At 71.3% G+C, this 18,305-nt stretch carries 21 protein-coding genes and 1 riboswitch; of the genes, 7 read left to right on the top strand and 14 right to left on the bottom strand.

Annotation, left to right across the window (positions count from 1 at the left end):
• Nucleotides 1–54 precede the first annotated feature (54 nt).
• Nucleotides 55–624, bottom strand: a complete 570-nt coding sequence (locus KNO15_RS01135) for an ArsR/SmtB family transcription factor (RefSeq protein WP_241701511.1) — start codon at nt 622–624, stop codon at nt 55–57.
• A 75-nt stretch (nt 625–699) separates the two neighbouring features.
• Here KNO15_RS01135 and KNO15_RS01130 point away from each other — a divergent pair, with 75 nt between their 5' ends.
• The 5 genes from KNO15_RS01130 to KNO15_RS01110 all read left to right on the top strand — a co-directional run bounded on the left by KNO15_RS01130 (nt 700) and on the right by KNO15_RS01110 (nt 7,428).
• Entirely contained in the window at nt 700–1,962 is a 1,263-nt protein-coding gene (locus KNO15_RS01130) for an MFS transporter (RefSeq protein WP_241701510.1), read from the top strand.
• Nucleotides 1,963–2,280: 318 nt separating this feature from the next.
• Nucleotides 2,281–3,072, top strand: coding sequence for a hypothetical protein (locus tag KNO15_RS01125; RefSeq protein ID WP_241701509.1), 792 nt, complete (start codon nt 2,281–2,283; stop codon nt 3,070–3,072).
• A 63-nt stretch (nt 3,073–3,135) separates the two neighbouring features.
• Entirely contained in the window at nt 3,136–4,215 is a 1,080-nt protein-coding gene (locus KNO15_RS01120; protein WP_241701508.1) for a hypothetical protein, read from the top strand.
• Nucleotides 4,212–4,571 (top strand): metallopeptidase family protein, encoded by a 360-nt coding sequence (locus tag KNO15_RS01115; RefSeq protein WP_374113123.1) that lies wholly within the window; start codon nt 4,212–4,214, stop codon nt 4,569–4,571. Before KNO15_RS01120 ends, KNO15_RS01115 begins: the two co-directional genes overlap by 4 nt.
• Nucleotides 4,572–4,899: 328 nt before the next feature.
• Nucleotides 4,900–7,428 (top strand): DUF7507 domain-containing protein, encoded by a 2,529-nt coding sequence (locus KNO15_RS01110; protein WP_241701507.1) that lies wholly within the window; start codon nt 4,900–4,902, stop codon nt 7,426–7,428.
• Nucleotides 7,429–7,543: 115 nt separating this feature from the next.
• Here the strand turns inward: KNO15_RS01110 and KNO15_RS01105 are convergent, their stop codons facing one another.
• The 6 genes from KNO15_RS01105 to KNO15_RS01080 form a co-directional block, all read right to left on the bottom strand.
• Nucleotides 7,544–7,810: a hypothetical protein gene (locus KNO15_RS01105; protein ID WP_241701506.1), complete on the bottom strand. Its 267-nt coding sequence runs from the start codon at nt 7,808–7,810 to the stop codon at nt 7,544–7,546.
• On the bottom strand, nt 7,807–8,451 hold the full coding sequence (locus KNO15_RS01100; RefSeq protein WP_241701505.1) for an ATP-binding protein: 645 nt from the start codon (nt 8,449–8,451) through the stop codon (nt 7,807–7,809). Before KNO15_RS01100 ends, KNO15_RS01105 begins: the two co-directional genes overlap by 4 nt.
• Entirely contained in the window at nt 8,435–9,214 is a 780-nt protein-coding gene (locus tag KNO15_RS01095; protein WP_241701504.1) for an energy-coupling factor transporter transmembrane component T family protein, read from the bottom strand. The genes KNO15_RS01100 and KNO15_RS01095 overlap by 17 nt, the downstream gene beginning before the upstream one ends.
• Entirely contained in the window at nt 9,211–10,755 is a 1,545-nt protein-coding gene (locus KNO15_RS01090; RefSeq protein WP_241701503.1) for an ABC transporter ATP-binding protein, read from the bottom strand. Before KNO15_RS01090 ends, KNO15_RS01095 begins: the two co-directional genes overlap by 4 nt.
• 24 nt (nt 10,756–10,779) lie before the next feature.
• Entirely contained in the window at nt 10,780–11,400 is a 621-nt protein-coding gene (locus KNO15_RS01085) for an ECF transporter S component (RefSeq protein WP_241701502.1), read from the bottom strand.
• Nucleotides 11,401–11,434: 34 nt separating this feature from the next.
• Nucleotides 11,435–11,545, bottom strand: a riboswitch (TPP riboswitch).
• 36 nt (nt 11,546–11,581) lie between these two features.
• The gene (locus KNO15_RS01080) at nt 11,582–11,911 is read right to left on the bottom strand and encodes a GerW family sporulation protein (protein ID WP_241701501.1); all 330 of its coding nucleotides are present in this window, start codon (nt 11,909–11,911) and stop codon (nt 11,582–11,584) included.
• A gap of 104 nt (nt 11,912–12,015) precedes the next feature.
• On the opposite strand from KNO15_RS01080, the gene KNO15_RS01075 reads away from it, so the two are divergent.
• A complete protein-coding gene (locus tag KNO15_RS01075; protein ID WP_241701500.1) occupies nt 12,016–12,933 on the top strand; it encodes an endonuclease/exonuclease/phosphatase family protein in 918 nt (305 codons plus the stop codon).
• Between the two features lie 18 nt (nt 12,934–12,951).
• Here the strand turns inward: KNO15_RS01075 and dinB are convergent, their stop codons facing one another.
• The 7 genes from dinB to KNO15_RS01040 form a co-directional block, all read right to left on the bottom strand.
• Nucleotides 12,952–14,226 carry a DNA polymerase IV gene (dinB, locus tag KNO15_RS01070; RefSeq protein ID WP_308220414.1) on the bottom strand — a complete coding sequence of 425 codons (1,275 nt, stop codon included), beginning with the start codon at nt 14,224–14,226 and terminating at the stop codon, nt 12,952–12,954.
• A gap of 115 nt (nt 14,227–14,341) precedes the next feature.
• Nucleotides 14,342–14,968: a hypothetical protein gene (locus KNO15_RS01065; RefSeq protein ID WP_241701499.1), complete on the bottom strand. Its 627-nt coding sequence runs from the start codon at nt 14,966–14,968 to the stop codon at nt 14,342–14,344.
• Nucleotides 14,969–15,021: 53 nt separating this feature from the next.
• Nucleotides 15,022–15,558 (bottom strand): DUF1697 domain-containing protein, encoded by a 537-nt coding sequence (locus tag KNO15_RS01060; protein ID WP_241701498.1) that lies wholly within the window; start codon nt 15,556–15,558, stop codon nt 15,022–15,024.
• Nucleotides 15,559–15,561: 3 nt separating this feature from the next.
• Nucleotides 15,562–15,876 (bottom strand): hypothetical protein, encoded by a 315-nt coding sequence (locus KNO15_RS01055; protein ID WP_241701497.1) that lies wholly within the window; start codon nt 15,874–15,876, stop codon nt 15,562–15,564.
• A complete protein-coding gene (locus KNO15_RS01050; RefSeq protein ID WP_278046475.1) occupies nt 15,863–16,360 on the bottom strand; it encodes a GNAT family N-acetyltransferase in 498 nt (165 codons plus the stop codon). Before KNO15_RS01050 ends, KNO15_RS01055 begins: the two co-directional genes overlap by 14 nt.
• 35 nt (nt 16,361–16,395) lie before the next feature.
• Nucleotides 16,396–17,157, bottom strand: a complete 762-nt coding sequence (locus KNO15_RS01045) for a YidC/Oxa1 family membrane protein insertase (protein ID WP_241701496.1) — start codon at nt 17,155–17,157, stop codon at nt 16,396–16,398.
• Between the two features lie 83 nt (nt 17,158–17,240).
• A complete protein-coding gene (locus KNO15_RS01040) occupies nt 17,241–17,528 on the bottom strand; it encodes a DUF6412 domain-containing protein (protein ID WP_241701495.1) in 288 nt (95 codons plus the stop codon).
• Between the two features lie 85 nt (nt 17,529–17,613).
• On the opposite strand from KNO15_RS01040, the gene KNO15_RS01035 reads away from it, so the two are divergent.
• The gene (locus tag KNO15_RS01035) at nt 17,614–18,279 is read left to right on the top strand and encodes an SDR family oxidoreductase (RefSeq protein WP_241701494.1); all 666 of its coding nucleotides are present in this window, start codon (nt 17,614–17,616) and stop codon (nt 18,277–18,279) included.
• Nucleotides 18,280–18,305 lie beyond the last annotated feature (26 nt).

Below are 18,305 nucleotides of genomic sequence, written 5' to 3'. Positions count from 1 at the left end.
TGTCGCTTTGAGCCTCTCAAAGTGACAACAACGTGCCCTTCGGCAGTGCCGGGCTCACTCGACCGCGCGATGCAGCAGGAACATGCCTCCGTGCGCCGGCAGGTGGCTGCGCTCCTGGTCGGTCGCGACATACTCGTCGATCACTGCGACGATCCGCCGGTCGAGTTCGGCGACGTCCTCGGCGGAGAGATGCAGCGAGAACCGCGCGTACGTGGCGATCGAGGCCGGGCCGGCCTCCGCGAGCTCCTGCTGGAAGGCGTCGACCGGCGCGAGACCCCCGTCGGAAGTCACGCCTTCCACCGGCATCGACAGCCACCAGCTCTTCCCCGTCGAACGGTACGGCTTTTCCAGCGCACCGCTCTCCCCCGACCGCACGTCTGCCGGCTCGAGGAATCCCGCCGCCACCAGCTGCCGCACGTGGTAGTAGACCGTGCCGGCATCCTCTCCCAGGCGATCGGCCAGCTGCTTGTTCGTCAGCTCGCGGTCACCGCAGAGTCGCAGGATGCGCACCCGCAGCGGGTGCGACATCGCCTTGATCTCCGCGACGGTCGCCGGGCGCCGTTTGGCGTCGGGATCGACCCGCCCGCCCGTCGGGCCGGGAACCGCACGCTCCTGCTGGGACATGCAGCCATCGTACTCACTGATTGATTTCTCTCATATCGATTGAGTTTTCTCAATCAGTGTGGGATCGTGAGAGTCGTGACAGCGAAGCGCCTCGGATCCGGATACTGGAAGCTCTGGACCTCCTCAGCGCTCTCCAACCTCGCCGACGGCGTCATGAAGGTCGCGCTGCCACTGGTCGCCATCCGCTACACCGACTCCCCCGCGCTGATCGCCGGCCTCACGTTCGCCTTCACGCTCCCCTGGCTGGTGTTCGCCCTCCTCGCCGGAGCCCTCGCCGATCGCTTCGACCGCAGGCGCCTGATGCTCGTGGCCAACACGGCGCGTGCCGCGTTCCTGGCCTGCCTCACCCTCGCAACGGTCGCCGGCGCGGGGTCGATCTGGCTCCTCTACGCCGCGGCGGTCTGCATCGGTGTCGCGGAGACGGTCTACGACACCTCGTCGCAGTCGATCCTTCCCCAGCTCGTCGCCAAGGAGGCCCTGTCGCGCGCCAACGGCAGGCTGTACGCGGCCGAGCTCACCACCAACCAGTTCATCGGGCCACCCCTGGGAGGCTTCCTCGTCGCCCTCGGGGTCGGCCTGGCGTTCGGCGCGCCCGTTCTGCTCTGGATGGCGGCCATCGGGATGCTGCTGCTCGTCCGTGGGCGCTTCACGACCGACCACCCCCGCACGACGACCATCCGCGCCGACATCGCAGAGGGCCTGCGGTACCTCGGCCGGAACACCCTGCTGCGCACGCTCGCCGTGATGGTCGGCGGTTTCAACTTCGCCTCCAGCGCCGTGTTCACCGTGTTCGTGCTCTACGCGGTCGGCCCCATGTCGGCCATGAAGCTCACCGACCCCGGCTATGGACTCCTGCTCACGGCGTCCGCGCTCGGCAGCGTGCTGGGAACCTTCCTGGCCGAGCCGGCGGAGCGCCTGCTCGGGAGGTCGCGAGCGCTCACGCTGACCATTCTCGGCTCCCTGGTCACCGTCGCCACCCCCGCGTTCACGACGAACCCGGTGATCATCGGCGCCGGATTCTTCGTCGGCGGCATCACCGTCTCGATCTGGAACGTGATCACGGTCTCTCTGCGGCAGCGGGTGACCCCTCAGCGCCTGCTGGGCCGGCTGAACTCCGCGTACCGGCTGCTCGCGTGGGGCACCATGCCGCTCGGAGCCGCAGCGGGCGGCCTCATCGCGCAGTTCTTCGGCATCCCCGCGGTCTTCGTGACGATGGGGGTCGTCGTCCTCGCCCTGGTGCTCGGGATGATCTGGGTGACCGATGCCCGCATGGACGCCGCCGAACAGGAGGCGGAAGCGGCCGACGAGCGCGCCGCCGCGACGCCCGCCGATCGGTGACGTGTACACGACTTTGCCAGGCTTTGTGCCAGAAGCGTCCAGAGTAGGCGTCTAGCGTAGCTGACCGACGGCACAGATCGCCGTCCGTGCTGCGCCGTGCGTCCACCCCCCAACCCACGGACGCCACCCCGAAAACCCTGGTGCGGCACACCCGCGTCGAACGCTGCGCTCCGGACCACGGGTCCACGGGCGCTCCCGTGCGTCCCGGCGCGGTTCCAGCCCGCCCTTCGACCGCTCGCCCCCTAACGAGTGGTCCCGCCGTGCGCGTAGCCGAATGGATCGCGTGCGGCCTGGCGGGGAAACCCGACCCAGGAAATCATGCTCAGTACTCTTCGATCCACCCTGCGTTCCTCCAACATCTCCTTCGGCCGCGTGCTCACTGGTGCGGCGGCGATCATCATGTCGGCGAGCCTCGTCACGCCGATGATCGCCCAGCAGCAGGAGAGCGAGCGCGCCACCCGGGAACTCTCCGAGTCCACCGGGATCCACCACGACCAGCTCGGCGTCTACGACACGCTCTGGCGCGATCGGCTCGAGGGCGTCGCCCAGCAGAGCCTCGCCAAGGCCGAGGCCACCGTGCAGGCCAATGCCGCGAAGGCCGACGCATCCGCCGCCAAGACCGCGATCGCCGGCCTCGACGACTACAAGAAGCTCGACGACTCGAAGCTCCGCAAGAGCATCGACACCACCGACGCCGCGACCGCCGCTCTCGCCGCAGCCGGCGCCGCCGCCGATCAGCGCGCCGCCGCCGCTGCAGCAGCCGCCGCCGCGGCCGCAGCCGCCGCTCAGGCCGCCGCCAACACTCCGGACGGTGCGAAGGCCACCGCCCGCAGCATCGCCGCGAGCACCTACGGCTGGGGCGACGACCAGTTCCAGTGCCTCAGCAGCCTGTGGAGCAAGGAGTCCGGCTGGAACTACCAGGCCTCCAACGGCAGCAGCGGCGCCGCGGGCATTCCGCAGTCGCTCCCCGGCAGCAAGATGGCGACGTTCGGTGCCGACTGGGCCACGAACGCGACCACCCAGATCAAGTGGGGCCTCGACTACATCAAGCGCGGGTACGGGACGCCGTGCAGCGCCTGGGGTCACTCCCAGTCGGTGAACTGGTACTGATCCGCACCTCCCGGTCCATCCCACGACGCAAGGGACGGCGGCCGCGCCGGTAGACTCGCCCAGGTGAGCACCGGCCCGGCCCCCGTCCCTTCGTCGTCGCCCGACATCCGAGGAGCACACCTCGTCGGCAGCGTCAACCTCCCCGATGCCGCGACCGTGTTCCGCACGGTGAGCGACCTGCTCGGCGATCGGCTGCGCCGGATCCCCGACGGCGAGGTCGGCGAACGCTTCTACTGGATCCAGTTCCAGACCGCGCGCTTCGACACGATGAGCGGACTGTCCCGCATCGCGGTCGAGCCGTACTACCTGCGTGGGATCTTCGACGGCCGGCCGTTCCGGCTCGATGACGGAGTCGACGCCGACGACCTCGTCTTCCCCGACCTCGGCTACGCGGAGGCCGCTCTGGACTCCTACGCGGAGTTCGCCCGGCTGCGGGCGCGCGGAGTCATCGCCGCCGGCACGCGGTTCCAGGTCTCTCTGCCGACGCCGGCGGCCGTGATCGGTGCCTTCATCGTGCCGGAGGATCGCGCGGCGATCGAACCCGCATACGAACGCGCGCTCTTCGCCGAGCTCGCGCGCATCCTCGACGGCATCCCCCTGGCCGACCTGGCCGTCCAGTGGGACACCGCCGTCGAGTTCGCCCTGCTCGAGGGCCGTATGGAGCCCTGGTTCGCCGAGTCGGGCACCGGCCAGGTGCTCGACGGCGTCGTCGAACGCGCCGTCCGCCAGGCCGCCGCCGTTCCCGACGGCGTTGAGGTCGGGTACCACCTCTGTTACGGCGACGTCGAAGAGCAGCACTTCGTGCAGCCGACGGACGCCGGACGACTCGCCGAGGTCATCACCGGCGTCCTCGCCGCCGCGCCGCGGCCGATCTCGTTCTTCCACCTGCCGGTGCCGATCGAGCGCGACGACGCCGCGTACTTCGCTCCGTTGGCAGCGGTGGAGCTGCCGCAGGAGACCGAGCTGTACCTCGGCCTGCTGCACCACGAAGACGGTGTCGACGGGGCTCGCCGCCGTGCAGCGGCGGCCGCGACCGCACAGCCGCGATTCGGTGTGGCGACGGAGTGCGGCTTCGGCCGTGGACCCTCGGAGCGCACCACCGGCCTGCTCGAGCTGCACGCCGCCGTCGCCCAGGCCTGGTGACCGAGCCCGTGCACCTCGACACCGACTCCTTCGAGCAGCTCGTCACCGATGAGCTCGACCAGCTGCCCGACGAGATGGTCGACGGCCTCGACAACGTGGTGTTCGTCGTCGAAGACCGGCCGGAGGACGGCTCGCTCGACCTCCTCGGCCTCTACGACGGGGTGGCCCTGACCGAGCGCGGCGCCTACGGCTTCGGCGAGATGCCCGACCGCATCATCCTCTACCGGGAACCACTCCTCGCGATCTGCGAGACCGAGGCGGAGCTCCGAGACGAGATCCACGTGACGCTCGTGCACGAGATCGCCCACTTCTACGGCATCGACGACGACCGTCTGCACGAGCTCGGCTGGGCCTGAGCCCGTCAGTCGGAGCCCACGTCCCCTCCCACAGCGCGAGGAGCGTCCGGTACTAAGGTTCGGGTGAATCCGGGTCCGGGGTTCGCTGCGAACCGCCCGCCACGACGACGGGTTCGCCGCCGAATTGCTGGCATTTCTGGCGATGCCGGCCCCTTCGGACCTCCAGCGTCCGCGATCGCGCCCTGCTATACAGCCGGTGAATCCCCACGGGAATCCGTCCCCCGACCCGGCCACACAGTGAGGTGCTCATGTCGACGTCAGCCACTGCTCGAAAGCCATCCCCGATCTCTCGGGCGGCCCTCGACAAGACCGAGAAGGGGTGATGGCCATGTCTACTCACGCGACATCCCCACGCCGGGCGCTGCGCCCCGGACCCGTACTGGCTGCGACCTCCGCCCTGTTGCTGTCCCTCGTCGCGACGGCGTGGCCGACAGCGACACCGCCGGCGCACGCAGCCGGAGCCTTGATCTGCAGCGGAACCGCGATCTACGGCGAGGTGCCGGGCGACCCGGCAGTGCCGAGCGTGTCCGACGTGCTCGCCATCGACGGCACGTCGGTGGGAGGCGCGCAGCTGGGTGCCACGTTAGAGACGACCGGCACGATTCTCGGACTCAACCAGAACGCGCTCGGGATCACCGCAGACGGATCGGCTGCGTACAGTGCATCCGATCGCGGAGCCACGATCATGAGATACGACGCCGTGAGCGGCACCTGGTCGGGGTACCCTGGCGAGTCGAGTGGAGCGAACGTCACCGCCGGCGCGGTCGATCCCGTCACCGGGATCTACTACTTCGGGGATCTCTCCACCGCGGGCGGCACGACCGGCCACATCTGGGGCTTCGACACGCGGACGAACCAGCTCATCAGCGACGACCCCGTGATCACCTTCAGCGTTCCCGCCGGTCAGAGCAACGGGGACTTCGCGTTCGACGGGTCGGGCAACCTGTACGTGGTCTCGTCGTCGGCCACCGACGGCACCCTGATGGTCCTTCAGGCACCGCTCCCCCAGACCGCTGCGCAGGCCGCAGCCCTCGTAGCGACGGAGCTCAGCACCTTCGCCGTCCCCGGCGGCGCCGCCGTCAACGGAATCGCATTCGACGGGACCGGGACGCTCTATCTCAGCCAGGGCGGGACCAACGGAGTCTTCTCGATCGACCCGGGAACCGGAACCCTGCGGGGCGCGCTGACTCCGCTGGCCTCCGCTCAAGCCGGCCCGACCGGTCGGGGACTGGTCGATCTGGCGAGCTGCGCGTTCCCACCGACGGTCAGCGTGCAGAAGAACGTCGTCTCCCGCGTCAACCCCACGGATCAGTTCACGCTGACTGCGACCGGCGCCACCATCAGCCTCCCGGCCACCGCGACGACGACCGGCACGGCAACCGGACTACAGACGACCGCCGGCGGTCACGTCCTCCAGGCCGGGCCTGCGCTGGCCCGCTTCGACGACGACTACACGGTCACCGAGACCGCGGCAGGAACCACCGACCTCTCCCGCTATCTGACGACGTACAGCTGCATCGACAGCGCCAATCCGACGAACCCGGAGTTCCCGATCACCGGGTCCGGAACGACCGCCACCTTCACGCTCGACGCGTTCGCGGGCGAGTCGCCTTCCGTGGTCTGCACCTTCACGAACGAGGCCAGGGCGGCATCGCTCGGACTGACGAAGTCCGCGAGCCCGACCACGTACACGCAAGCCGGCGACACCGTCGACTACACGTACACCGTGACGAACGACGGCAACACTCCCGTGTCCGCGATCGACATCGCCGAGACCGGCTTCACCGGGAGCGGTACTCCCCCGGTCCCGGTCTGCTCGGCGACCGCGCTCGATCCGGGCGCCACCACGCAGTGCGCGGCGAGCTACGCTGTGACCGCGGCCGACGTCGCCGCAGGGTCCGTCTCGAACACCGCGGTGGCCCAGGGCCGGGATGCCGTGCTGGGAGCCGTGACGAGCCCCGCCGCGACGGCGGTCGTCAGCGTCGACCCGGTGCCCGCTCTGAGCCTCACCAAGTCCGTCGACCACGGCACGGTGAGCGGGGCCGGCGAGTCCGTCACGTACTCGTACCTCATCGCGAACACGGGCAATGTCCCCGTGACCGGCATCGGCGTCACCGAGAGCAGCTTCTCGGGCAGCGGAGCGACTCCGGTCGTCAGCTGCCCCGCGTCGGCCGCGTCGCTCGCGCCCGGGGCCACCGTCACCTGCACGGCGCCGTATCAGCTGACCCAGGCGGACGCCGATTCCGGCCACGTCGACAACACCGCGGTCGCCGCCGGCTCCGATCCGGCGGGCGCGAACGTCACCTCGGCGGCCTCCACGGCGACCGTCACGATCCCCGCTACGCCGAGCCTCACGCTCGACAAGAAGGCGAGCCCGACGACGGTCACCGCGCGCGATCAGAGCATCGGCTATTCGTTCCTCGTCGCCAACACCGGAAACGTCACCCTCAGCGACGTCTCGATCACCGAGCAGAGCTTCTCGGGCACGGGCGGCCCGCTCGCCGTCGTCTGTCCTTCCGCGAACAGCATCGCGCCGGGCGCGTCGATGACCTGCACAGCCGACTACCGCGTGACCGATGCCGACATCGCCTCCGGTCGCATCACGAACCGCGCGACGGCCGACGCCACCGATCCGTCGGGGGCGAGTTTCCACTCCGAGGAGTCCGAGGCCACCGTCGAGGTCGACATCCCTGTCGTTCCGCTTCCGCCCGCGGCTGAGAGCGCACGCGTCACGCTGCCCGACACCGGTGGCACCGTCCTCCCCTGGCTCGCGCCGCTGGCTGCCCTGCTCGGGCTGGCCGGAACCGGGATCGCCGTCATGACCGCCCGCCGCCGCAGCCGGACCCACGAGGAGTAGCCGCGGCGAGCACGACCAGCGCGGCGCCCCGGGGCCTCAACGACCTCGGGGCGCTTGCGCGCACGGCGGGACGCCCCACAGCCGACGCGGTGCGCGGTGCGCGGAGAATCGGCTCCTAGAGCGACTCTTCGTCCTTGTCGGCCTCGACGGGGTCGCTGTCGGGAGCATCGAAGTGGTACTCGACGTGGCGCTCGCCGTTCAGGACGCGCTCCTTGCCTGCCACATACCAGAACACCGACTCGAGTCCTTCGACCGCGGCGACAGCACCGATGCGCTCATCCACCACGCCGCCGACCAGATACCGGCGCTCCGCGGTTCCGACCAGCGGGCCGTCGGCGTATTCGACGATGTACTCGGGATCCGGCTGCGGTGTCTCGCTCATGGCACCACCGTAGTCCCGGACGCGCGCCGCGGTGCAGATGCGATCGGCCAGTCGGTCACGTCCAGCACCAGGTCGGCGTTCGCGCGCGGGTTCTCGCGCACGAGGTAGCGCTCGAACTCGGACTGCCACTGGTCCCAGTGCGACGCGAACGTGGCGCCGTCCCGGTAGAGTGCCCGCTCCTTGCGAAGCCGGTCGTCGGCATCGAGCCAGATCGCGAGGTGCGCCCAGCGCGTGTTCGCCCCGGCGAGCGTGCCGCAGCCCTCGACCAGCACCGGGGCAGTTCCCGTCAGCTCATGCCATTCGGCCGGACGCGCTGCAGCCCAGTCCCAGCGTCGCCACCGGCCCCTCCCGGAGGTCGCGAGCGGCTCGAGCAGCTCGGTGTGCAGAGCACTGCTGGCGGCGTCGAGCCCGTCCCAGCCGGGATAGAGGTCGTCCATCCGGACGATCCGCGCCGGCGCGAGCCGCTGCGGGCCGGCGCTGGGCCAGCGTGAGAGGAGCAGACCGGCGAGCGAGCTCTTGCCCGCCCCGCTCGGCCCGTCGATCAACACGACAGGGGTGCCGCCGTGCGCCGAGGCGGCCGCGGCGGCGACCAGGGCGAGCAGCCTGTCCAGGGCGCGCTCGGTGTCAGGATCCCAGGACATTCCAGCTCCCCACTGCGATCGCGACGGCGGCGGCCGTTCCCGCCACGGCCGCGGCGACACCCAGTGCCGCCCAGTCCCTGCCCCGGAACACCGACGGGCGCGCCCACGTGCGTTCGGTCGCCGCGCCGAAGCCGCGGGCCTCCATCGCCGTCGCCAGCTTCGAGCCCCTTCGGATCGACAGCACGAACAACGCGAACGACTGCCCGAGGAACCGCCGGATCGCGCCGGACTCCGCCACACCCCGCGCCCGCCTGGCGAGCGAGAGCGCACGCCAGTCGTCGATGAACAGACCGACCAGCCGGAGTCCCGCGAGCGCGCCGACCACGAAACGTGCGGGCAGCTTCAGCAGCTGTGCCAGGCCGTCCGCCAAATCGGTCGGGTCGATCGTGACGAAGAGCAGCACGGCGGGCAGCCCGATGGCCAGCACCCGCAGCAGCGTCGCGAGTGCCAGCTGCAGCGATCCGTCGCTGACCTCGATCGCCCACCAGTGCAGGTAGACGGTGCCGCCGGTGCGGCCGTACAGCGCCGTCGTGAGCGCGGCGAGCGGAGCCGCGATCAGGACGGGGGACGTCCGGGCCAACAACACCACAGCCGGTATTGCGGAGAAGCAGAGCAGCACGACCTCCAGGGCCAGCGCGACACCCGCCGACACCGGATCGATCGAGACGAGCAGCACGGCCGTCACGATGAAGGCGGCGCCCAGCTTGGAGACCGGGTTGAGGGTGGCCAGCGGGCCGCTGCGGACGGGTTCGACGATGGTCATGCCGCGGCCTCCTGCTGTGCACCGAGCCGGTGCTCGCTCGCGCCGACGGCCGCTGCGAACTCCGCATCGTGTGTCGCTGCGATGATGGCGTGGCCGTCGGCCCGGAGCGTTGCGATCACGTCGACGAGACCACGCCACGTGTTCGCGTCCTGTCCGAACGTCGGTTCGTCGAGCACGAGCATCCGCGGGCGCGTCGCCAGCGCCGTCCCCACGGACAGCCGGCGCTTCTGACCGCCGGAGAGTGTGAACGGGTTCGCCTCGGCCAGCGCGGAGAGGTCCAGTGCCTCCAGCAGCTCGGCCACCCGACGATCGGTCGCGTCCGCCGTCAGGTGCAGCGCGCGCGGCCCGGCGGCGAGCTCGTCGCGCACGGTGGAGGCGAGGAACTGATGCTCGGGGTTCTGGAAGACGCTGCCGATCCGGGTCAACAGCTCCCGAGATCGCCAGGCGCCCGGGTCGGCGCCCGCCCCGTTCGCGAGGTGGTCCGACGCTCTGAGCGCGCCGCCCAGCCGCGGCAGCAGACCGCCGAGGGTGAGCGCGAGAGTCGACTTCCCCGCCCCGCTGCGCCCGGTCACGGCCAAGGCGGAGCCTTCCGCGACGGCGAGGTCGGTGAGGAACGGGAGGGCATGGTCGAGCCGGGTGTCATCGGGCCGGCGCCGCCCGCTCACCCCGCGCGCGCGGCGGCGGCCGGAGAACAGCGGCGACCGGCCGACGACCAGCTCACGGGCCTCCAGCAGCGGGGCGCCGACCGTGACGGTCGGCGCCGCGGGCACGGTCTCGTCGGGCAGCCACACGCCCGCGCGCCGCAGGTCGCCCGCCCGATCCGCCAGCACGGCGTCCGGTGCCCCGTCTGCGAGGACGCCGCCGGCTGCGTCGAGCACGACGACGCGGTCGACCAGGTCGCGCCAGACCGCCACCCGGTGTTCGACGATGATCATCGTGGCCCCGGAGGTAGCGACGACCGCAGCGACCGCATCCCGCACCTCCCTGGCACCCTCCGGGTCCAGGTTCGCCGTCGGCTCGTCGAGCAGCAGGAGTCCTGGGCGCATCGCGAGCAGCCCGGCGAGGGCGAGCCGCTGCTTCTGGCCCCCCGACAGCTGCGCCGTCGACCGATCCAGCGGCACGTCGAGACCGACGGCGCCGAGCGACGCGCGGACCCGCTCCCACAGCTCATCGCGGGGCACGCCGAGGTTCTCGCACGCGAACGCCACGTCGTCGCCCACGCGCGCGAGGATCACCTGCGCGTCGGGATCCTGCAGCAGCAGGCCCGAACGCCCTCTGGCCTCCGCCGGCGCGCGACCGTCGAGGAGCAGCGAGCCCTCGGTCTCGCCGTCGTCATCACCGCCGAGCACGCCCGCGAGCCCGGAGAGCACCGTCGACTTGCCCGCCCCGGAGGCGCCGAGCAGGAGCACGCGCTCCCCCGGCTCCACCGACAGCGTCAGCCCGCGGACCGCCCAGGCGTTGCGCCCCGCATAGCGCCAGCCCCAGTCACCGACCCGAACGGCGACCGGGGCCGGCGGCCTCGGAGATCGGGAGTCCGACATCAGGGGATGTCCCACGTCGGCGGCCTAGACGCGTCCGGTCGCCTCGCGGCCCGCCGCGAACCGGCTGAGCGCCCCCGTCCGCGCGAGCGCCTTGACCAGCAGCCACGAGCCCAGACCGGCGACGATGACGCCGGAGACCATCGTCGTGATCGTGTAGACGATCGCGAACTCGGGCTTGGCCCCGGGATACGAGTACAGCAGGTCGAGGATCGACTCCGCGAGCCCCGTGCCCGCGCCGGCGAGCAGGGCGGTGCCGAGGTTCCAGCGGGCGTAGAGGAACAGCGCGAAGACGATCTCCGCGCCGAGCCCCTGCACCACGCCGGAGAGCAACGTCGCGAATCCCCACTGGGTCCCGATGAGCATCGAGACGACGGCGGCGACGACCTCCCCGTACAGCGCGGCGCCCGGCTTGCGGACGACCAGCGCGGTGAGCACACCGGCGAACAGCCACGGGCCGTTGAGGATGCCCTGGAAGCCCGGGAGGACCGCGGTCACCGGACCGGAGATCGGATTGTAGGCCTGACCCCAGACCCAGAAGACGACGCCGGAGGCGACAGCGACGACGCTGGCGACGACGATGTCGACGACGCGCCAGCGGAGGACGCGCTTCGACGACGCGGTGACGGACGAAATGGTTGCGTGCACTGATCGTGCCCCTTCTCTTGACGAAACGAGGGCACGGGATGTGAGATGGCCTCCCTGCGCTGGCATGACCCAGATCAGGTTCGACGGTCGAAGCTTGGAGAAGCTTCCTCTCAGCCCGGCTCACCGGACTCCCGTGTTCAGAAGTCAGTGTAGCCCTGAGACGACTGGGCCGAGCGACGCACTACCGCTTGAGCGCCTTGATGACGCGCGCCCAGGCATGTCCGGCCACCCAGACGAAGGGGATGGCGACCGCGAGCAGCGTGATGATGTTCGGGCGGAAACGCACACCGGTCTCGTCGCTCACGTACGCGCCGAACGGCACTGCGGCGCCACCGCCGCCGGCGCCGCCGGGGGCGGAGTCGTCGCCGGGGCCTTCGCCCGCACCGAATCCGAACTGCACGGCGGCGACGGGGACGATGGTCGTGCCGTCGACGACGATCGGCTCGCCGTAGACCGACTTGATTCCAGAGGTGCTCATGGTCTCCGCGAGCTTGAGCGAGATGTTCGTCATGGACTCACCGTACCCGCCGCCTCCCAGGCTGACCAGGGCGGTTCGCACCCCGCGTTCAGCGTTCACGGCGGGTTCTCACCGCCGGCTTCGGAATAATCGGGCGAGTGCCCCGCTCCCGTCCCCGCCGCCGTCCGCGCGGTCTCCTGACGGGGTTGGTGGCACTCGCCATCGGCGCGTTGCTGCTCTGGCACGGGCTGATCCCCGATGTGGCGGGCGCCGCGTCCCTGGTCGAGACCTTCCTGCCGTGGGTCGGGGTCGCGCTCATCGCGCTCGGCGTCGCGGCGCTCGTGCGGTTCTCGCTCTTCGCCGGCCTCGCCGTCGCCGCGGCCATGGCGGTCTGGTGGGCGGCGTTCGGGGTCGCCCTGCTCCCATCGATGAGCGCAGGGTCCCCACGCTTCACCGTGGTGAGCGAGAACCTCCGGGCGCAGAACGCCGAGGCGGCGGAGATCGCCCGCTCGCTGACGGCGCGGTCCCCCGACGTCGTCGCGCTCCAAGAGCTGGACGCGACCAACCTGCATGCCGTCGAAGGCGTGCTCGACGCACCGTATCCGCACCGGTATGTCATCGGCACCGTCGGGCTCTGGAGCCGCTACCCCCTGACCGACGGCGCCAAGCTCGACCTCGGGCTGGGCTGGAGCCGCGCCATCAGCGTGGACGTGGACACTCCGGGCGCGTCCACCCGGATCTACGTCGTGCACCTCGCCTCGGTCCGGCCGCTGGAGTACACCGCGCGGGACCGCATGCTGGGCGAACTCACCCAGGCCGTCGCCGCGGACGACGCCGAGCGGCTGCTCGTGGTCGGCGACTTCAACACGGCGAGCACCGACCGGACTCTCGCGCCCCTCCAGAAGGAGCTGACGGAGGCGAGCAACAGCACGGTCGGCCTCGGATTCACCTGGCCGGCATCGTTCCCGGTGGCCCGGCTCGATCACGCGTTCGTACGCGGACTGACGACCGTCGGCAGCTCGGTGCTGGACGACAACGGATCCGACCATCGCGGAATCGAGGTCGGGCTGCGCTGACGAGGCCCGGCCGGCCCCTCAGTCGCTCAGCCAGCGCGGGTTGCGGCCGTCGCGCTCGGCCTCGTCGGCGTCGGGCGAGCGGCGGACGAGGGAAGCAGGGCCGATCGCACCCCGGCCGAACCGCGCGCTGACGGCGTCTAGAGTACGCTCGGCCTCCCGCCACTCCTCGTCGGGATCCCACAGCGCCGGCGCGTCGCCACCCGCGTCGGCCAGCTGCTCCGCCCGGACGCCGATCAGGCGGATCGGCGTCGCCCGCAGGTCGATGCCCACGCTCTCGAAGACGTCCCAGGCCTCCTCGAACAGCCGCCGGCCGACGTTCGTCGGCTCGGCGAGCGTGCGCGACCGCGAGATCGTCCGGAAGTCGGAGTACCGGATCTTCAGGGCGATGGTCCGACCGACCATCCCGTGCGTGCGCAGCCGCTCGCCGACCCGTCCCGATAGTCGCAGCAGCTCGCGGCGGAGAGTGTCCGGGTCGTCCACGTCGACCGCGAAAGTGTTCTCGTGCCCGATGCTCTTCTCGCGCGTCGCGGTGACGATCTGCCGCGGATCGTGGCCGTGGGCCAGGTCACGCAGTCGGTGCGCCGCGGCGTCGCCGACGGCTCTCTGCAGGACGCTGAACGGAGCGTCCGCGAGGTCGGCGACCGTTCGCATGCCCATGCGCTCCAGCGAGGCCTGGGTGCTGGCGCCCACACCCCAGAGCGCACCGACCGGCAGCGGCCGCAGGTAGCCGACGGTCTCGGCGGGCGGGATGACGAGCATCCCGTCAGGCTTGGCGTGGCCCGACGCCAGTTTCGCCATGAACTTGGTCCCGGCGGCGCCCACCGAACAGGTCAACCCCGTCTCGTCGTGCACGCGCGCCCTGATCAGCTCGGCGATCCGGCGCGGCGACCCGAGGAGACGTCTGGCACCGGCGACGTCGAGGAACGCCTCGTCGATGCTGAGCGGCTCGACGAGAGGGGTGACCTCGTGGAAGATCTGCATCACCCTGGCGGAGTACTCGGTGTACTTCTCGTAGTGCGGCGGCAGGATGATCGCGGTCGGACAGAGCCGCAGCGCCTGCGACACGGGCATCGCACTGCGGACGCCGAACCGGCGCGCTTCGTAGGTCGCGCTCGTGACCACGCCGCGGCCTCCGGCGTGCCCCACGATGGCGGGCTTGCCGCGGGCGTCCGGCCGGTCGAGCAGCTCGACGGAGGCGAAGAACGCGTCCATGTCGACGTGCAGGATCGTGGCGTCGGAGTCGTCGACGTCGGCGGTCGTCACCCGCCGGTCGCTGCCGTCCGTCTTGCCCACCCGGCAATTCTCCCACCGCAGGCCGACATCCTCCCGGTCATCGCCATCGAGGGGCACGCAAGCGCCCCTCAGACGCCGTTCTTGGGGCGCTTGCGTGCCCCTCGGCGATCGGTCGTCAGACGAGCGCGGCGACCAGGGGGCGGAACCAGGCGCGGAAGGCGCGCGAGTCGTCCCGCAGCGACGTGCTGACCACGATCGTGTGCGGCCCGACGATCCAGGCACCGCTCTCGGCGAGCGGTAACACGTCGATGTCCAGGCGGAAGTAGCCGGCCTGACGACGGAGGTCGTGCTCGCGTTCGTGCACCACGTCCACGATGTCGGCCGCGCGTCTGGCGTGCTGTTCCATGCTCGCCCGCGCGTACTCCGCGTGCCGGTCACGCGCCCAGCGGGCCGCGGCGTCGTGGTGCGCGAGCACGAAGTCCTGCAGTTCCAGCGCGCGGTCGAGCGCGGCGAAGTGCGGAGGCTGCAGCAGCGGTGTGAGCGGGCGATGCTCCCGGTCGGCAGCGGCGTCGAACAGCGCATCCCACTGCGCCGTGAGCGCACCGCGGAGCGCCGGTGCGACCGCGCGGCCGCCGCCGGCTGCGCCACCCTGCAGCACGGGCACCACCGCCGGCGTCACCCGCGGCAGCGCGTGCGCGACAGTGCCGCCCAGACCGGCGAGATCGCGGAGGGCGAGCGCGATCAGCAGGTCCCAGGGACAGTCCTCTGTGACCTGCCATCGAAGGGTGCCCTCGACGAACATGCCGTCATTGTAGGAGCAGGCGGTGACACCGAGAAGGGAGACTTTCGCCGGGCTCAGAGGCGGCGGTCGAGCTCCGCGAGGAGCCGCAGCACGGTCCGCTGGTTGCGTGCCGTGGCGACCTGCCCGACGCGACGCCAGAACGCCATGGGAGCAGTGGATTTCGAGACGCCCAGCGGGCTCCACTGGTAGATCGCGCGCACGCCCAGCCGCACCTGCTCCGGTGCCAGCTCATCGTCGGTCGGCGCGACGATGTCGGCGGGGAGGTCGTGATCGAGGAACGTCACCACGAGCCGCGAGTCGTCGTCGGAGACCCCGACGAGCGGATTCGCCGCGGCGACTTCACGGAAGCTCCGCTCCTGCAGGAGCACGACGCCCGCCTCCACGCCAGACGACTCCTTCAGAGCCGCCGTGATCGCCGCCGCGTCCTCCGCGGTCGGAGCCGCCGCCGACCGGAACACGACGTTGCCGCTCTGCAAGAGGGTCACGACGTCGTCGAAGCCTGCGTCCACGAACGCCGCGGCCAGGTCGGCCTTGGCCACGCGCGCGCTGCCTCCGACGTTGATCCCGCGGATCAGGCCGACGCCCAGCAACGCTCACCCCTCCGCGACGGGGTCGGCGGCCACGAGCAGTGCGGACGGGATGACGGCCCGCTCGTACGGGCCGCTCCCGTCGCGACGACTCCGCGGTTCGCTGAACGCGACCACCCACGTGGTGAAACCGTCGGTCGGCAACGACACCTCCCGCAGCCCGCGCTCGCCCGGCGCGATGATCACGCCGGTCGGCTCGTCGGGCCAGTCGGTGCCCACGGGCGGCTCGTGCTCCACGACGTAGACCTGCACGCCGACGCCGAGCCCGGGGACGGCCGCGCGCGGGTCGCGGGGCGGTCGGGGGCGGTCACGCTTCCACATTGCTCAAGCATCCCATCACGATGGCGTCGAACCATTCGCCGTCCCAGAGCAGCGCGTCGCGGCGGCGGCCTTCGACGACGAAGCCGGCCTTCTCGTAAGCGCGCTGCGCCCGCGGGTTGAACGCGAAGACCTCCAGCTCGACCCGGTGCAGGCCGAGCGTGTCGAACGCGTGGCCGAGCACCGCGCGGGTCGCCTCGGTGCCGTAGCCGCTGCCGAACCAACGCGGCGAGCCCAGCATGATGCGGAACCCGGCCGAGAGGTTGTCGTCGTCGACATCGTTCAGCACCACCTCCCCGAGGTGGGTGCCGTCGTCGCTGCGCAGGATCGCCCAGTCGCTTCGGTCGTCACGGTCGCGGAGACCTTCGAGCCACGCCGACACCGCGTCCCGGGTGAAGGTGGCGTGCGTGCCGGTCAGGCGCACCACCTCCGGCTCCTGCAGCGATGCCCAGGTGCCGGCGAAGTGCTCGGGACCCAGCGGGACCAGCGTCAGACGCTCCGTCGTCAGCGTCGGGACGGGTTTCAGTGCGATGGCGATGGCGCGGGCCTTCCTCGTTCGGGATCGAGCAGGCGACGAAGCGTCGCGCGCTCGACGACGGTCCAGGCCGTCGAGGTCAGAATGTACACGGCCGCCGCGAGCGGGACGAACGCGGCGAAGACCACCGTGACGTACGGGAGGAAAGAGAGGGCGCGCAGCGCGCCGGTCGGGGCCGGGCTCCCGTCCGGCTGCGGGAGGGCGAGAACGCGTCGCGAGACGGTCGTCACCACCGCGATGAGCAGCAGCACCGCGGCGTACACCCAGAACCCCGGCCAGACGGAGGCGGACCCCGTGAGACCGACGAAGCTCGTCCCGAGCGGTGCGCCGAAGACATGCTCGCCGAGCAGCGCGTTGGTGTGCCCGGCGATCGTGGCGTGCGTGAAGATCGCGTAGACGAGGGAGATCACGGGCAGCTGCGCCAGCAGCGGCAGCATCCCGGCGAAGGGCGAGGTGCGCTCGTCCCGGTAGAGCTCCATGGTCTTGCGAGCGAGCAGCTCACGATCGGACCCGTGCCGGCGCTGGAGTTCGGCCAACGCCGGCGCGAGGCGCCGCCGGGTGTACTCGGCGCGCACCTGGCTCACGCCGACCGGGAGGAGGAGCGCTCGCACGAGCACCGTCAGGACGACGATGGCGACGAGGGCGGCCGCCGAGCCGGCCACGGGCTCGACGGCGGTGGAGAGTGCGGTGACGAAGCCGTAGGCCGCGTCGAGGACGGCCGCGATCGGCGGCCACGAGAAGAAGTCCATGTGGGTATTCCCTGCTGTCGGAACGGACGATGACGTCGTCTGGCCGCGCAGGAGCAGAACTGGCTCTGAGGCGAGACGCCTCGCTACGCGACCGGCAGGGGGATGCCCGGCGCTCGCGGGCGGGGGCGCCCGTCGGCGTCCGGATCGGCCTGACTCTCGAGCAGCCAGCCGGCGGTCGGCTGCAGCGGATTCGACCAGACGGCACGAACACGCAGGGAGGCCGCCAACGCCGCCACGGAGCGCACGGCGGCGGTCGCGACGACCGCGACCAGCCCGATCGCTCCGGCGAGGCCGGCGAGGGCCACGAGGCCGGACGCGCTCGAGGGCGCGAACGCCAGAAGGCGCGCGACGAACTCGAGCAGTGCGGTCATGGTGATGACGCTAGCGCATCCCGCTCGTCCGGCTCGGGAACGTTCGCCGTCAGCGGACCAGCCGCAACAGGGGCAAGATGGAGTCATGTCTCGAGTCGCGATCATCGGAGCCCACGGAAAGGTCGCCCAGCAGCTCATGCGGGTGCTCTATGACGACGGAGACGACTTCGTCGGCGTCGTCCGCGCCGACGAGCACGCCGAGGACGTCTACCGGCTCGGCGGGGAGGGCGTGGTGCTCGACATCGAGCAGGCCGACCCCGAGGCGATCGCGCAGGCGATCGCCGGCTGCGACGCCGTCGTGTTCACGGCGGGCGCCGGCGCGGGCTCCGGTGTCGAGCGCAAGCGGACCGTGGACTACGCCGGATCCGTGAAGTCGGCGGACGCCGCGGCGCGCGCCGGCATCCGCCGCTTCATCCAGGTGAGCGCGTGGGGTGTGGACTCCCCCGTACAGCCGGATGCCGACCCCCAGTGGCGCGCGTACGTCGACGCGAAGCGCGACGCGGACGCCGAGCTGCGGTCCTCCGGCCTGGACTGGACCATCCTGCGCCCCGGGCGCCTCACCTTCGATGACGGGACCGGCCGCGTCCGCCTCGGGGAGAGCGTTCCGCGCGGCGATATCCCGCGCGAGGACGTGGCACGCCTCATCGTCGCCTGCCTCGGGGAGCCCGCCACGATCGGCCGCACGTGGGAGGCCGTCTCCGGCGACACACCCATCGAGGAAGCCGTTCGCGAGCCGGCGCAGGCCGACTGACGCCCCGGCCCGTAGGATCTGTGACC

The organism is Leifsonia shinshuensis (assembly GCF_022606355.1).
In the GTDB taxonomy this organism is placed as follows: Bacteria; Actinomycetota; Actinomycetes; order Actinomycetales; family Microbacteriaceae; genus Leifsonia; species Leifsonia shinshuensis_B.
This window is presented reverse-complemented; position numbering and strand designations above follow the sequence as displayed.